This is a genomic window from Pedobacter caeni, assembly GCF_900129215.1.
Lineage (GTDB): Bacteria > Bacteroidota > Bacteroidia > Sphingobacteriales > Sphingobacteriaceae > Pedobacter > Pedobacter caeni.
The window spans coordinates 761,288-776,413 of record NZ_FQUQ01000002.1 but is presented as its reverse complement, the minus strand read 5'-3'; the positions used below and the strand labels follow the sequence as shown (position 1 = coordinate 776,413).

The window sequence follows — 15,126 nt, the reverse complement described above, 5'->3', positions numbered from 1 at the left end:
ATTACTATTTATTGCCTTCATTTGGTAAAAAAACAGAATTAACAAAAACATAATCCTGTTCCTCCCCTGTCTTCTTTTTCCAGTTCTATCTTTGTTCCCATAAAAAGGAACCATAGTTAACCATGACAGGGATCTATATTACCATCATTATTCAAGCTTTAATTTCTATTTTTCTGTTATACCACAATAAAAATAACGACAGAAAATACAATTTTCTCTACCTATACCTGATTGTAGTAACCGCAGATTTTTTGTTTGAACTGTTTATCTACCACCTGTTCAACAGAGAAACAGCCTATATAGAAAGTATCCCCAGCAGTTTCCGTTTTCTGAAAGGTCCTTTATTACTCCTGTTTTGCCTGAACTGCCTCGGAAAAAATGTGTCCCGAAAAACGATCTTCTTCCATTTGCTTCCCTTTTTTCTCGTGTTCTTATGGAATATTATCATTCTCCCTATGGTCTTCAGCAGGGCAAATCCTACCAGCCTGATGATGGAGATCTATCAGCAGATATTTCACTACTACCCCTTTTACTGGCTTAGTTATGTCCTCCTTACCTATTATCACATCAGTAAAACCCGACAACCTTTAAGTACAGAACTGAAGTACCTGAAATTATTAACCGTTTACCTGATCATTTCTATTATCAGTTATTACATCTCTTATAAAGCGGGTTTAAATAAAGATCTTCTGAGAACGGTGTATACTTATCTATTTCTTGTCCAGTTTGCCATCATCATTATCATGAAGTTAAAATCTACGGTGATTGAAAAGCAGGAAAAGAAAGCGGAAACGATAAAATATAAAACCTCCGGTCTTTCGGAAAACACGTTGAAGGAGATTGCTGAAAACCTGCTGCAGACCCTTAAAGTTTACAAACCCTATCTTAATGAAGAGGTCACGCTTGAGGAAGTCGCCAGACAGCTGCAGGTTTCCAGGCATCATCTGAGCCAGTCAATTACCGAAAGCCTGGGGACGAATTTTTACGACCTGATCAATAAATGCAGAGTGGAAGAGTTTGTCAGGATCATCAATGCAGACCATTCACAAAACATATCGGAAGTGTTTTATCAATGTGGCTTTAAATCCAGAACCACGTTTTATAAGTATTTCAAAAAGCACATGGGCCTCAATCCTACAGATTACAAGTACCAGATTACCCAAACTACAACGGCCTCAACACTGATGAATATTTAGTACACCACCCCGGTTAACATTTAACATGCATTCCCTTTACAATTTCTTAATACCACAAAAACAACTGAAAAACAGTTGATTACAAAAATAAAACCTGGTAAATTGTTCGGTTCAACCCAAGCGAACATCCCGAACACAGACTCCAGATAGATTTGTTCAAAATTTTAACAGAACAAACAAAATGAAATTTGGAGCAATCAGATCAGGCATACTTTTATGCCTTCTTTTCAGTACGCTTGAGTTGTTTAGTCAAGCCCAACTCAGTGGTAAGATCATGGATACCCGGGGCCCATTACCCGGAGCATCCATTAAAATTAAAGGAAAAAACAATGGGACAACTTCTGCTTACGACGGAGCTTTCCAGCTTTCTGGCCTGAGCGAAGGGACAAGCGTATTGCTGATTTCTTATATGGGCTACCTGACTAAGGAATTGGAAGTATCCCTTATCAAATCACAAACACTGAACCTGGGCAATATCATCCTGCAGGAGAGTCAAAAAAACGTATTGAATGAAGTGGCCATCAGCAGTGCTTACAAACCCTCACAAGCCCGGGCACTCAACATTAAAAAGTCCTCCTTAACCATCTCCGAAGTTTTAGCAGCGGATGCGATTGGAAAACTACCAGACAGAAATGCGGCAGAGGCTGTACAGCGCCTGCAGGGCGTTACAATTGAACGGGATATGGGAGAAGGCCGTTTTGTTTCCGTCCGCGGAACTCCTATCCAATGGAGTTCGGCTACTTTAAATGGGAACAGAATGCCCAGTGCAAGTGGAGATTACGCAAACAGAGGTGTACAGATGGACATTTTCCCATCCGAACTGATCGAATATGTAAAACTATCAAAAGCCCTGACTCCTGATATGGATGGAGATGCAATTGGTGGAAACGTAGATTTCATGACCAAGACCTCCCCTTACCATAAAACACTATCTGTAAACCTTGCCGGGGGTTATGTAGACCAGTCTCAATCTTCTACTTATAACACTTCGGTCGTATATGGCGACAAGATTACGGATAAGCTGAGGTTTATTGCTTCCGGAGTGATCTGGAACAGGTCTTCAGCGCTTGACAATTACCAGATGACCTATAATTTCAATGACCCCGTACCCGCAAAATCTTATGCAATCAATCAGCTACAGCTTAGGGATTATGTGGCCGACAGAAGAACTTTAGGCTTCAATACCGGCCTTGATTATGAGTTCAATCCCAATCATAAAATCTATTTCAAAGGCTTATATAGTCAATACCTCGATCAGCAATCCGTTCGGGAGACCTATTTTAACTTTAACCTGAAGAATGTACAATTGCAGGCCAGGCATGCAGATTACCTGACAGATCTGTATTCCCTGCAACTGGGCGGAGAATCCAAAATCAGCCAAAAAATAACCGCAAACTGGTCATTGAACAATGCCCGTTCCTCCTTTAAATTTGATTCCCCCGATCAGCTGGCCAGGAAAGACAGGGGATATCCCATCGTTAATTTTGTACAACCTATGACCTATGGCAATTTATCTGCGGATGGAAATAAATACCTCCGCCAGGATGCTCCCGATGGCATTGGCGATCAGAATGACCGGGTCTTACCCCATGTACAGTCGGCCATTTCTCCGGATCAGCTAAAACTCAACCAGGTGATCATGAGCCAGAACAATAACCAGGAGAGAGATTACCGCGGACAGGCAGATTTCAACTACAAAACAACCGATCAGCTTTCTTTCAAATCAGGAGTTAAGTTTGTGAACAAAAGAAAAGAAGCCAATAGTAAGACCCTGGTCTGGATGCCCCCATCGGCCCTGGGAATTCCCAATTCTCCGTCGATTTATATGAACGGCCTGGAAACCGAAAAATTCCCTTATAACGGTGGCTTTCTCTCTGAAATCGGCAATCCTTATAATGATGTGATCATCAATCAAATCAGTAACAAACAGATTGACGCTTTATATATCGAAGATTTCAGACAGGCCAAAGGCATGATACAGGTACAGGGGCCCAATTCCAGCGCCAACCTCAGCACCTCTTATCTGGGGAAAGAAAACGTTTATTCTGCTTATTTAATGGGCGACCTGAAGTTATCTGATGAGGTCCGGATCATCGGGGGATTCAGAAATGAGTACAATGAGATTAGTTTTTCAGGTAAAAAGGTAGTCAACACCAACAAAGGCGCAGAAGCGGTAGACCTGACAGAGAAAAACAGTTACCATGCTTTCCTTCCCATGTTTCACCTGAAATACAGCCCTTCAAAAAACACGATATTAAGGGCAGCGCTAACCAGGTCTTTTGCAAGACCTGATTTTGATGACCTGAACCCCGGGATCGTCATTAATGAGGTGGGCAGGACCATCACCGAAGGGAACACCAAATTAAAGCCTACTTTCTCCAACAATGTTGATGTCATGTTTGAACATTATTTTGGGGATGTCGGACTGGTATCTGCCGGAGCTTTTTACAAACAGCTGAAAAACGTAATCTATGATGACCAAAGTCTGGTGCAACTCAACAACCAGCCTTACATCAAATCCAATCCGGGTAACCTGAAAGACAGCTGGCTTGCCGGTTTTGAAATGGGAATCAGCAAGCGTTTCACAGAACTCCCTGGCTTTCTCGGCAAGTTCGGTTTCGAGGGAAACTATACCTATGTCAACTCTGAAGTGAAGATTCCGAACTTCACAAACGGGGTTGCTACCAGTGTAACAGAAACCACTTTACCCAAGCAGGCGAAACACAATTATAACCTGATCCTCTTTTTCGAAAGCAACAAGTTCATGGCAAGGATTGCAGGAAACTACAAAGGAAAATACCTGAATACCATCAGAACTTCTGCCGGACCGGAGCATTACCAATGGTTTGACAAAAACTTTACGGTAGACTTTTCTTCTTCTTATGCCTTTAGCAAGAAAATCAGACTTTTTCTCGAACTCAACAACATTACCAATGAACCCAACCGCTTCTACCACGGAGACTCCAAAAGGGTCGAGAACGTATCTTACTTTTCTTTCCGTGGCCAGGCAGGTGTATCTATTAACTTCTATTAATCAAGCATCATGAACTTTAACAAAATCCTTGTCCGCCCACTCCTCGTTTCGCTAACTTTTATTGCAGTTGCCAAAGGACAACAGAAAATAGAATTCTCCAACATCCCTAAAAACCTGAAAATAAACGAAATACAGGTACTGGGCACCCATAATAGCTACGCCCGTCCTGTAGACCCCCTTGTACTTGCTTACGGAGACTCCTTAATCAGTAAAATGATGGGTGCCTACCTGTCTTCCATGCCCAAAACAAAGCTGGAAGAATTTAAAGAATACCATCCCAATGGGATGTCTATGGCAGAAGGACTGAAATATGACCATCCCCCATTTCCTGATCAGCTCAATGCCGGATTGAGAAACCTGGAGATAGATGTCTATTATGATCCGACGGGGAACCGCTTTAGTGACCCTGCCGCTTACCGGTATTTTAAAGAGAAAGGCGTAGCAAACCTTGCCCCTTACCATAAAGAAGGGCTTGACAAACCAGGGTTTAAGGTCTTACACATTGCTGATTTTGATTTCAGAACCCATTATCCCACGCTTAAGGATGCACTAACCGCCTTAAAAACATGGTCTGATGAAAACCCAAATCACATTCCCATCTTTATACAGCTGGAAGCGAAAGACAGTGGAATCCCGGTATTCCCACATCCAACAACGGTATTAAAATTTGATGAAACCGCCTTTGATGCGCTTGATGCCGAAATATTAAGTGTCCTTGGAAAAGATAAACTGATCAGTCCGGATGAAGTGAGAGGAAATTATCAAACGTTAAAGGAGGCTGTATTGGCAAAAAACTGGCCTGAAGTCAACAAATCCAGAGGAAAATTTATCTTTTTGTTGCTTCCTTCTGCCGGAGGCGGAAATGATGCTCAGTCTCCATATGTTAAAAATCATCCTGGCTTAAAGAACAGGGTGATGTTTATGCAATCAACTCCCAATGATGATTATGCTGCATTCTTACTTTTAGACAATGCGATTGTAAGGCAGGAAGACATCAAAAAATATGTAAACATGGGTTATATGGTACGCACCCGCAGCGATATTGAAACCTATGAAGCCAAAGTAAATGACTATACCAGGGCTAAAGCTGCCTTTGATTCCGGAGCACAGGTCATCTCTACAGATTTCTATAAAAAAGGAAATGGCTATGGGACAAGTTACGTGGTCAAACTTCCCGGAGGAGGTGTAGCAAGGCTGAATCCTGTTAATGCCCCGAAAAAGAACAAATAAACCCTTCCATCATTAGCGCAGGTATCCCTGCGCTAATGATTTGCTTTGATGTTCTTTGAAGCAAGTTCTACAGTCTGTACCACTCTTTTCTCCCTGGTTTCCTCTTTTTTTGCTTTAGTGATCCATTCCAGGATCATCTTTTTAGAAGAGGGGGAGAATTTCTGAAAATTTTCGAATGCAAGGGCATTCTTGTCGAACATTTTCTGCAAATCCCAGGGAATAATGGCATTCTGGGCATCGGCCAGGCCTTCCCAGCTTCCGTTTGCTTTAGCGATATCAATCATGGCCTGTCCGCTGGGCGTCATCAGTCCATTTTCTATCATTCTTTCGACCCGTTCCCTATTCACTTTACTCCAGTTGCTTTTTGCTTTTCGGGGAGTAAATTGAAGGTAGCTGCTTTCTTCATCCCGCTTGTTGGCCTTGCTGTCAATCCATCCGAAGCATAAGGCATGTTCAATCGATTCCTTGTAATCAATACAGGGCGTTTTACTTTTCTTATGGTAAAGGATCAGGCAAACCGCCTTCTCTGTCTGTCCGTTTTTCTCCAGCCAGTTACGCCACTCTACATTTGTGGGGGCGTAAAAGGCAGGTATCCCGTTGTTCGTTTCCATGAGCTTAGGTTTAGTCTTTTTTAGCATTTAAAACTTCCAGGTAATGGGCATTATACATGATGCCCAGGATATTCCCAAAAGGATCAACAGCCGAGGCGGTGACAAAGCCCGGACCACGTTCCGTAACCGGTTCATGTAAAGTTGCCCCCAAAGAGATCAGTTTTTCCAGACTGGCATTGATGTCGTCTACATGCCAGTAGGTAACCGGAGCGGGAGCACCGGGAACCCATCCGGCAGGTGCATAGCGGCCATCTATTATTCCCAATTCATGCTGATAATCTCCGATACGGAATTCGGCATATCCGGGACGTTCAAAATAAGGAGGGATTCCTAATAATTCAGTATACCATTTTTTTGCAGCTTCGTGGTCCAGTGCATAATAACAAATTGTGGTCAGTCCTCTCAGTGTTTGTGAATTAGTCATTTTTCTTAGTTTTTTAGGTGGTTAATGATTTCTTTGATAAAGGTAAGCCAGGCTATTGACAGCCCTATGTCAAGGGTCTGAAATCTTTTTTTTCAATGCCTGGCACGCAGCAGAAGACTTCAACATATACCACTCATTTACAACACTATAAAAATCAATTTTTCTTTCTTTAAAATACGACACCCGGCACCTTTTCTTAAAAATAAGCAATAATATTCCCAATCAGATATTTCTGTATATTCAAATATATTTTTGCATCACCCCATTTATGAAAAGAAAATACTTAGCGCTCCTTACCTCAGCATTGCTGATGGTCTTCTTATGCAACTTCTGCAACAGCAAGCTTAACGCACAGGTTAAAACAGTCTGGAAATTCGCTACCGATTCTGCCATCTATTCTTCTCCCGTAAGCAGTGCCGGCCTCGTTTATTTTGGAAGTGGCGACCAGCACCTATATGCGCTGCATAAAAGCTCCGGTAAAATGAAATGGAAATTTAAGACCAATGGAGCGGTGCATTCTTCTCCTGTAATCCATGAGCAACAGCTTATATTTTCAAGTGCTGATGGTCAGGTCTATTCCCTGGATAAAGACAAAGGTGATCTGATCTGGAAGTTTAAGACAAAAGGAGAACAAAAGTCAGACATCTGGGACTATTACCTTTCGGCTCCCACCGTAGATGATCAGCTTGTTTATATAGGGAGTGGCGACAGTACCATTTATGCGCTTGAGCTCGCTTCCGGGAAGATGAAATGGGCATATAAAACCGGGGGCATCGTCCATGCTACACCTGTTGTTAAAGACAATATGGTATTGCTGGGCAGTTATGACGGATTCTTTTATGCCCTTGATGCTAAAACAGGAGTGCTGAACTGGAAATTTAAAACCATAGGAGATCAATACTTTCCAAAGGGAGAAATACAAAAAGCAGCTATGGTTCAGGGGAACACCGTTTACTTTGGAAGCCGTGATTTCAACATTTACGCCCTCGATCTGAAAACAGGCACCGGCAAATGGAATATGAAGGAAATTGGCAGCTGGGTGATTGCCAGCCCTGTTTTTCATAAAGACTGTATCTATTTCGGAACTTCTGATACCCACCGTTTTTACGCCATGAATGCCGGTTCCGGAACGATAAAATGGACGCTTCCCTTAAATATGCGCGTGTATGGATCAGCCATACTGACGAACAATGAACTGGTATTTGGCTGCTTTAATGGCAAAATTTATTTTGTTGATCCTGAAACAGGGAAAGTCAATGCTGATTTTCAAACAGAAGAAAGTAGAAACCGGTACGACCGCATCTTTGACCACAAAGACCAGCTCAGGAAAGACCTCGATCCTGATGGCAGCAAGTACAAAGAAGTGGAAAAAAAGATCCTTTCTTTAGGCTCCATTCTATCCACTCCTCTTGCCGCAGACGGGATGCTTTACTTCGGGGATTCAAATGGCTTTTTTTATGCCCTGCAACGTTAAAAAGGAAAAAACTTAATAACCATGCGGATCAAACCAGGCCTTTATGCTGAGCTTATTTGCCTGTAACACACTTAGTTTTTTAAAATAGCTTAACGCTTTCTTTTTATCAGATTGCCCATCAGCTTTATTCATCCATACGATTCCTATGTTTTCAAACAGGTTCCTGTCAACAGCGCCTAACCTTTCTGCACGTTCAAGGTACTTTAACGCTTCGTCGTATTTACCCGCATCGCATAAAACGGCCCCGAGGCTGGTCATCACCAATGTATTTTCGGGATAATTCAATAATAGTGCCCGCAGGATCTGTTCTGCCTTATTCAGGTTTTCTTTTTCCGGGTATCCCCATAGCCCCCCGTTTAGCAGGACAACCTCAGCCAGGCTCTCCTCTACTTCCTGCGGCTGCCGTTGTACTTCTTCAGAGGCCTCTTGTACCTCTTCTTCAATCTTTTTTATCATCAGAAATTATCAATTATTATGATCAGGTTAATAGCTGTTATCAAATTAAACATACTGCTTAAAAACGGCTGGTGATGTCGTCGATCATTTTTGTGAAATACGGAAAATAGATCGTTCCCCATAAGGGACGTGTTAAATAGCGGATGGTCTTTTTCTTTTCAAGATCATAGAGAACAGGAACTTCAAAAGCGGAGAAGTGCTTTTTAGTTAGCTTTTCGCAAAATACTGCAGCGGAACGGTCAATTGACTTTCCTTTCAAAATCGCGACAGCACCTATACCTGATTGCAGTCCTCTTGGCCAACCCTGGTTATTTTTAATTGCGTATTCATAACAGGCGTTCGAAAATTGTTCGATCTTATTTTTATCAATCAGCTCCTCTGTTTCTCCGATAATGATGAAGGTATTTAATTGTGTGGCCATCCATGCCCATTTGAATTTCTTGTCGTAACCGATGGTACAGGCTATTCCGGCAATGGTTTCATGCCCTTTAAAAATACCAGTATCTTTTAAAATTGCTTCCGCAGTATTTAAATTCATATAAGCGTGTTTAGTAATGAGTTTAATTCATAGATTGGGTTAAAAAAGATTTCCGTTGCCACTCAGTTCTTCTAAATCCAATCGTCGCTCTTCCTCTCTGAGGATATCATCATCATAATTTTTATCCTTTTTAAGGAGGTGTAGTTCATGACGCTGAATGTGGATCAGGTCGGTCATCATTTCCCGGTATACTTTAAGTTCATCAGGATCAACTTTTCCTTCCCGGAAGGCCTGCATCACGGTTTTCTTATCAACCAGCGATCTTTCCAGTTCTGTTTTGAAACTAACCACCAATTCATTGTGAATGCACTGAGCCTGGTAATTCTGCTGCATTCGTTCCAGGGAACGGTCAATCAGGCGGAGCCGGATCTGGGAGCTTTGCTCCTGCTCTGAAAGCTTATAAGTATTCTCTGGTATTTTCAACAGCCTAATGATCCAGGGCAAAGAAAGTCCCTGCACAACCAGGGTGACGAGAATCACCACAAAGGTGATGAACAGAATGAGATTTCTTAAAGGAAAGGCAGTCTGGTCTGTCAGCAGCAAGGGAATAGACAAGGCTGCAGCCAAAGAAACCACACCACGCATTCCTGCCCAGACAATCACTATAGAAGAGTGCCAGGTCATTCCCTGATACCGGATGCGTGATTGTTTATTCACCATCCTGGTGAACCTGCTTGTGCTAAATAACCAGACAAAGCGAACCACCAGGGTTAATAAGCTGATGCCAATACCATAACCTATCGCTGTTTTTAAAGGATATTCTGAACCCAGGCCGGCTACAATATCCGGTAGTGCCAATCCGATCAGGATAAATACCACCCCATTCATCATAAAGGTAATTGCGGACCAGACCGCGCTGACTTTAACCCTTGAATTTGGCGTTAAGATTACGTGCGACTGGCTACAGAGGAACAGTCCTCCGGAAACCACTGCCATTACCCCCGAGACTTTAAAATGTTCTGCAACGATGTACATAAAATACGGGGTCAACAGGGTTAAAACTGTATCTATATTTTCGTTTGTAGGCAACCAGCGGTGGATGGCGTAAAATACACCTCCAATTCCCAATCCCACCAAAACCCCAAATCCTGCCACAACCACAAAGTTTAAAGCTGCATCCTGAAACACAAAATTTCCTGTTATTACCGCAGCAAGGGCAAATTTGAATACAATTAAACTGGAAGCATCATTGATCAGACTTTCGCCTTCCAATAAGGAGTTGATGGTTTTAGGAATCTTTACACCCTTTAATACGGAGGAGGCTGCAATGGCATCAGGCGGGGAAACAATCCCTCCCAACAGGAAACCCAGAGCCAAAGTAAAACCCGGAATAAATGCGACTGAAGCATAAGCGACCGCAATTGAGGTGATCAGGACCAGTCCAACCGCCATTAAAAAGATCGCTCCTTTATATTCCCAGAAGTCTTTCCAGGAAGTGGTCCAGGCTGCTTCATATAATAAAGGAGGAAGAAAAAGCAAAAATATAATATCAGGATCTACAAAAATATGTGGAATACCCGGAACAAAACCAATGATCAGTCCCGATAAAACCAGAAATATAGGATAGGAAACCTTCAATTTGTGTCCTATCATGACCAGAATAGTGACACATAAAAGCAGAACAAGGATGAGAATCAGGTTGTCGTGAAGCATTATTAAAGCCAATATTTGAGTTCTGTCCTGCCTAATTGCAGACAATATCGCCTAAAAGCAATATTGAAGCAATTAAAAAACGTTTCCTCTGATGAATGAATTAATGGTTTGTTTGATCTGTTGATCAGCGTGTTGCAAAACCTATACCAAAAACCTGATCTGAGGAAAGTTTAAACAGTAAGCAGCTGAATTTATTTTATAAAACTGAAAGCTTAAATTTGTTGCCGTAAAGGAGAAACACTCCTTCTGAACAATTTTAAATTTCATTAAAACATTATGATTCGCATTTTTAAGAAAGCCCACGCTCATTTATTATTAAGCATGCTGTTCACCGGTTTGTTGTTCCTGACTTCCTGTACAGAATCAGCCGATCGTTTTTTCGGTATCGCGGTATTGAATACCAATTCACTGAGGGAGTTTGGCATGCCGGTATTTGCCAAAAGACTCGACGACGAAACAAAGGAATTCCCAAATGTACCCTCCAGCAAAAAGAAAGGCGATGAAGCGCAAAAAAGGATTGCCAATAGCATCCTGTATATCGAAAAAAGCTTAAAAGAGATCAAAGAATTATCAGAGAGCGGAGATAAAAAAGAGATCAAACAATTGTCGCTGGAGCTTTATGAACTTGTCCTCCCTGTCTATAAAAATGAGTACATGGCCTATGCAAAGCTTTGTGACACCAAAGCCCCTCAGGAGCAAAAAGACCTGATTATTAAAGCTATTGATGAAAAATATAATGACGCTTTTGAAAAGAAATACGCTTTGTTATTAGAAAAGGGAAAAGCATTCGCCATCGCGAATAACCTTAATGTAAAATGGGATTAACCCAACAAGTACTGAGCTATAAAATGAACAGCTGAGTGACAAAATGGATTTGTACCCTTTATGAGCAACAGCCCACAGTGGTACAAATCCATGATTTCCGGCAAAAAATCTTATTTTTCGGCGAGTTCTTTTGCTTTCTGGAATGCCAGGGGCCAGGTATTATTCATATACTCTTCCCACTCTCCACTGGTATCCATTTCTACCGTCCATTCCGTTTTTCCGTTCACATCTTTGAGGGTATAGTTCTCCAAAGATCCTGACCATTTTTTAACCTCTTCGCTATCCAGATCTTCTACTCCGTTCTGTAACATTCCAAGGTGCCTGATCGACAAAAACTCATTTGGCTTATTTTCAGCAATTTCTGAAACCATGCCTGAACCCTTTCCATCATGGAAAATCGCTTTGCTTCCTTTTTTCCAATCCGTTTCTACATTGGAACCTTCTGAAAACGGTGCAGTCCATTGAGGATAAGTATCCTTACCAATAATTACCTCCCATACTTTTTCACGGGGAGCGTCGATCAAAACCTTAAATTCCTGCTTTTTCATCATCTCTTATTTAGTAAAACATATTTTAATATCGAATGATCTAAAGTTAAGGCAATGGATTCGTTTAACAGATGGTCAATTGCGACAATCTTAGGGGCCATTTAAGCCATAGGAGCTATCCTCATTTTTACCGCGTAAACAATATAGTGAGCGGCCGCTTTGAAGGAAAGCAGCCGAAGTAACTCCGGCTGCGACGTTGAGCGCGTCATTTAGTATGGTTTGATAAATATCCGTTGTGTTTCTGACACGAAATACCATAAATTAAAGTGGAGCTACAAGCTGTTACTGTTTCAGAAACCGAATATGAAACATATTCATGCTTATAAGTTAAAAGAATAAAAGCACAAAAAAAGGACTAATCAACTGATTGAGTTGAAATTACAACAGACTTCAGGTATTCACTAGGGCTAAGTCCCTCTTTCTTTTTAAAAACATTAAAAAATGTTATCCTGGAGTTAAATCCAACCATATTGGCTAATCCTTCGATAGAATATCGCTCCAGAATGTTATTTTCCAAAAGTTCTTTTGCATAATCAACCCGATAATTGTTGATCAACTCATTAAAATTCGTTTCAAACTTCCGGTTAATAAGCGTTGACAATAACTTGGGAGAAACGTTTATCTTTTTAGCAAAATCAATAATGGTAATTCCCTTATTTAAAAAAAGCCGCTCTTCATTTAATGCATATCTGATCTTTTCCAATAAAAGTTCTGAGTCCTTAATTTCGGATATTACCGGTTGCGTGTCAGGGTTGATCTTCATACCTTGCTGAGGTTCATCTTTATTTCGATCAAAGTAACCATAGACCACTTCGGGATTGAAATTGATATACAGGTTCAAAAAAAGAATTCCTATGGTACCTATACCCGAAAAGATCAGTTTTGCTCCTGATAAATGGCTTTGATTTTCGCCAAAAAAACAGGCAATCATGTAAAAAAAGTTGCAGATGGCTATTGCTCCCATTAAAAATAAAGAGATGAATAACCAGTTCCGGAGTTTTTCCTTACCAATCAGCGTCATCAGCCGAGGCCTGATCTTATGTACAAGATAAACGGAATAGGAAAAATAAATCAACTGTAACACGAGCCTGAAGAGGTAATGAAAGGAGATCGGAATCAGTCCGGAGCCCGTATAGTACAATAAGTTTTTATTTAAAACGATCATTTTGGCAATCTCCTGCTTTTCCTCAAATGACAATAAATAGAAAGGGATTAGTTCCAGTAGATGGATCAGTGCGGGAATGAAATGCAGGTAATCATACTTTTGAAAGCCATCCATATCTTTCAAAGAATTCCTGATATAGAAATAAAAAAAAGGTGCATTTAAATACATCAGGGGGCTCATGCTACGAAGTGAATGCGGATGATCAATAATATACCCGTTCTCAAACCATAAAAAGTAAACCAACAGGGAGATGTTATAGCAAAACAGGGAGACCCCAAGCATCTTATTTTTCAAATAAGAATGTTCCTGTTTAAAAATCAATGTCAGACTGTTAATCGTGGATAGAGAAAGTAAAATAGTACACAGCAGGTTCATCAGGAGAGGTCGTTAATCATTTAGTCTACATCAAAATCAAAGATAGAAATGATTCCATAAATAAATATTAATCCGCTAAAATGACTCAAAATCATGGCAGTACTGACTCTGCAGCATGCTGCTTAGCAAAATCACCCTCACTTTCACCCGATATTTTCCGCTCCGGAATCAAATAAAGCATCAGCACCACTATACACAGACAAGCGATATTGGCGGTAATGCCATAATTAAAAGCTTTAAGATAATCAGGGTGCTGGTCGCCCGGTATGATCACCGAATAGAACACACCTCCTAAAATACCTATTCCCAATGCCGAAGCGGTTTGCTGAAACGTAGAAAAAACCCCTGCAGCAACTCCTGCAAATTTTTCAGGCACGCTTTCCAAAGTAATGGTCAATAAAGAAGGCAGGACCATTCCATTTCCCAGACCATAAAGTCCAATTAACAGGATCACATAAACCCCGCTTACTCCGGCTTTAAACACGAGGATCTGTAAAATGAAAGAAAGCATAATGATGGCTACTCCAATTTGTAACACCCGTTTTCCAAGTTTTACGATTAAGCGGGAGGCCAGCATTGCCGAGCCCATAAACAAGAGCGCATGCAACACGAAATACAGGCCACAATCCAGGGCCGATAAACCGAGTCCGTTTTGTAAATAAACCGCAGCCATCAGCAGGAAAGCGGTGTGCATCATAAAATGAAACAACACGGTGAGCAGACCGATATTAAATGTTCTTAATTTAAACAGGGAAATATCAATCAAAGGCCCCTTATGCAGTAAAAGCTTACGCTTCTGATCCTGAATAAAACAGGCAAAAACAAGAATTGAACTGCCCATCATCAGCATGCTCCATAAAGGCCATCCTTTTTCCCTTCCTTCTGTCAGGGGATAAATCAGACAAAGGAGGCCCAGGGTTAAAATCGAAGCCCCGGAATAGTCAAATCCCCGGCCTTTCTCCCTTTCCGTCTCTGTTAAATACTTTCTGATCGCCCATAAGGCCACTATTCCAACCGGAAGATTGATCAGAAAGATCAACCGCCATCCCTCAATACCAAAATGAGTATCCACCAGGTATCCGCCCAGTATCTGACCGATAATAGCTGCGATACTTAAGGTAACTCCATACCAGCCTATCGCTTTTGCCCTTTCCTTTGGATCGGTAAACAGGACCTGAATAAATGCAATGGATTGGGGAACCATGATAGAAGAGCTTAAACCCTGAAAAAACCGGGTGATGTTGAGCTGGAGAGCGGTTTCAGACAAACCACAGAGACAAGAGGTAAGGGTAAAGCAAAGCATCCCCCAGAAAAACACCTTCTTTCTTCCCAGATGATCTCCTGCCCGCCCGCCAATGATCAAAAAGGCCGCACTTCCGAGTAAATAACCTGCAATGACCAGCTGAATTTCTCCATCTGTAGCCTGTACTCCTTTTTTAATGGCTGGTATCGCCATATTGATAATAAAAATATCAATTACATACAACATAGGTGCTGTTAAAACAATGATTAAAGCCAGCCATTTATTGCTGCTGTTTTTCTTTTCCATATCCTTCTTTTTCATTCATTTGGGGATGTAAATCAAATGATGAATCAA

General features: G+C 41.3%; 13 protein-coding genes. 5 read left to right on the top strand and 8 right to left on the bottom strand.

All coding sequences use genetic code 11. The annotated features are described in order from the left end of the window. The first annotated feature begins 122 nt into the window (after positions 1 to 122). The 3 genes from BUC20_RS10740 (at position 123) to BUC20_RS10730 (ending at position 5,460) form a co-directional block, all read left to right on the top strand. Entirely contained in the window at positions 123 to 1,196 is a 1,074-nt protein-coding gene (locus BUC20_RS10740) for a helix-turn-helix domain-containing protein (RefSeq protein WP_073230724.1), read from the top strand. A gap of 181 nt (positions 1,197 to 1,377) precedes the next feature. Continuing rightward, complete coding sequence (locus BUC20_RS10735; protein WP_073230722.1) at positions 1,378 to 4,230, top strand: TonB-dependent receptor; 2,853 nt, start codon at positions 1,378 to 1,380, stop codon at positions 4,228 to 4,230. A gap of 9 nt (positions 4,231 to 4,239) precedes the next feature. After that, the gene (locus tag BUC20_RS10730; protein WP_073230720.1) at positions 4,240 to 5,460 is read left to right on the top strand and encodes a Ca2+-dependent phosphoinositide-specific phospholipase C; all 1,221 of its coding nucleotides are present in this window, start codon (positions 4,240 to 4,242) and stop codon (positions 5,458 to 5,460) included. A gap of 32 nt (positions 5,461 to 5,492) precedes the next feature. Here the strand turns inward: BUC20_RS10730 and BUC20_RS10725 are convergent, their stop codons facing one another. After that, the gene (locus BUC20_RS10725; protein WP_073231777.1) at positions 5,493 to 6,071 is read right to left on the bottom strand and encodes a YdeI/OmpD-associated family protein; all 579 of its coding nucleotides are present in this window, start codon (positions 6,069 to 6,071) and stop codon (positions 5,493 to 5,495) included. Positions 6,072 to 6,081: 10 nt separating this feature from the next. Next, positions 6,082 to 6,495, bottom strand: a complete 414-nt coding sequence (locus tag BUC20_RS10720; RefSeq protein WP_073230718.1) for a VOC family protein — start codon at positions 6,493 to 6,495, stop codon at positions 6,082 to 6,084. 268 nt (positions 6,496 to 6,763) lie between these two features. Here BUC20_RS10720 and BUC20_RS10715 point away from each other — a divergent pair, with 268 nt between their 5' ends. Beyond that, positions 6,764 to 7,969 carry an outer membrane protein assembly factor BamB family protein gene (locus tag BUC20_RS10715; protein ID WP_073230716.1) on the top strand — a complete coding sequence of 402 codons (1,206 nt, stop codon included), beginning with the start codon at positions 6,764 to 6,766 and terminating at the stop codon, positions 7,967 to 7,969. Positions 7,970 to 7,981: 12 nt separating this feature from the next. On the opposite strand, the gene BUC20_RS10710 is transcribed toward BUC20_RS10715, so the two are convergent. Genes BUC20_RS10710 through BUC20_RS10700 form a run of 3 tightly spaced genes read right to left on the bottom strand, consistent with a single transcriptional unit; the run spans position 7,982 to position 10,616 of the window. Next, positions 7,982 to 8,425 (bottom strand): tetratricopeptide repeat protein, encoded by a 444-nt coding sequence (locus tag BUC20_RS10710; protein WP_073230714.1) that lies wholly within the window; start codon positions 8,423 to 8,425, stop codon positions 7,982 to 7,984. A gap of 58 nt (positions 8,426 to 8,483) precedes the next feature. Continuing rightward, a complete protein-coding gene (locus tag BUC20_RS10705; RefSeq protein ID WP_073230712.1) occupies positions 8,484 to 8,963 on the bottom strand; it encodes a hypothetical protein in 480 nt (159 codons plus the stop codon). A 39-nt stretch (positions 8,964 to 9,002) separates the two neighbouring features. Further along, a complete protein-coding gene (locus BUC20_RS10700; RefSeq protein WP_073230710.1) occupies positions 9,003 to 10,616 on the bottom strand; it encodes a Na+/H+ antiporter in 1,614 nt (537 codons plus the stop codon). A gap of 276 nt (positions 10,617 to 10,892) precedes the next feature. Here BUC20_RS10700 and BUC20_RS10695 point away from each other — a divergent pair, with 276 nt between their 5' ends. Next, positions 10,893 to 11,441 (top strand): hypothetical protein, encoded by a 549-nt coding sequence (locus BUC20_RS10695; protein WP_143166762.1) that lies wholly within the window; start codon positions 10,893 to 10,895, stop codon positions 11,439 to 11,441. Between the two features lie 110 nt (positions 11,442 to 11,551). Here the strand turns inward: BUC20_RS10695 and BUC20_RS10690 are convergent, their stop codons facing one another. The 3 genes from BUC20_RS10690 to BUC20_RS10680 form a co-directional block, all read right to left on the bottom strand. Then, the gene (locus BUC20_RS10690) at positions 11,552 to 11,992 is read right to left on the bottom strand and encodes an SRPBCC family protein (protein WP_234994497.1); all 441 of its coding nucleotides are present in this window, start codon (positions 11,990 to 11,992) and stop codon (positions 11,552 to 11,554) included. 352 nt (positions 11,993 to 12,344) lie between these two features. Beyond that, complete coding sequence (locus BUC20_RS10685) at positions 12,345 to 13,448, bottom strand: helix-turn-helix domain-containing protein (RefSeq protein WP_159441087.1); 1,104 nt, start codon at positions 13,446 to 13,448, stop codon at positions 12,345 to 12,347. A 172-nt stretch (positions 13,449 to 13,620) separates the two neighbouring features. Beyond that, positions 13,621 to 15,093, bottom strand: a complete 1,473-nt coding sequence (locus BUC20_RS10680) for an MFS transporter (protein WP_084528752.1) — start codon at positions 15,091 to 15,093, stop codon at positions 13,621 to 13,623. Positions 15,094 to 15,126 lie beyond the last annotated feature (33 nt).

Excerpts from the sequence above, each read along its gene's own strand:
- BUC20_RS10740 (WP_073230724.1), top strand. The coding sequence starts at position 123 with ATGACAGGGATCTATATTACCATCATTATTCAAGCTTTAATTTCTATT.
- BUC20_RS10735 (WP_073230722.1), top strand. The coding sequence starts at position 1,378 with ATGAAATTTGGAGCAATCAGATCAGGCATACTTTTATGCCTTCTTTTC.
- BUC20_RS10730 (WP_073230720.1), top strand. The coding sequence starts at position 4,240 with ATGAACTTTAACAAAATCCTTGTCCGCCCACTCCTCGTTTCGCTAACT.
- BUC20_RS10725 (WP_073231777.1), bottom strand. The coding sequence starts at position 6,071 with ATGGAAACGAACAACGGGATACCTGCCTTTTACGCCCCCACAAATGTA.
- BUC20_RS10720 (WP_073230718.1), bottom strand. The coding sequence starts at position 6,495 with ATGACTAATTCACAAACACTGAGAGGACTGACCACAATTTGTTATTAT.
- BUC20_RS10715 (WP_073230716.1), top strand. The coding sequence starts at position 6,764 with ATGAAAAGAAAATACTTAGCGCTCCTTACCTCAGCATTGCTGATGGTC.
- BUC20_RS10710 (WP_073230714.1), bottom strand. The coding sequence starts at position 8,425 with ATGATAAAAAAGATTGAAGAAGAGGTACAAGAGGCCTCTGAAGAAGTA.
- BUC20_RS10705 (WP_073230712.1), bottom strand. The coding sequence starts at position 8,963 with ATGAATTTAAATACTGCGGAAGCAATTTTAAAAGATACTGGTATTTTT.
- BUC20_RS10700 (WP_073230710.1), bottom strand. The coding sequence starts at position 10,616 with ATGCTTCACGACAACCTGATTCTCATCCTTGTTCTGCTTTTATGTGTC.
- BUC20_RS10695 (WP_143166762.1), top strand. The coding sequence starts at position 10,893 with ATGATTCGCATTTTTAAGAAAGCCCACGCTCATTTATTATTAAGCATG.
- BUC20_RS10690 (WP_234994497.1), bottom strand. The coding sequence starts at position 11,992 with ATGATGAAAAAGCAGGAATTTAAGGTTTTGATCGACGCTCCCCGTGAA.
- BUC20_RS10680 (WP_084528752.1), bottom strand. The coding sequence starts at position 15,093 with ATGAAAAAGAAGGATATGGAAAAGAAAAACAGCAGCAATAAATGGCTG.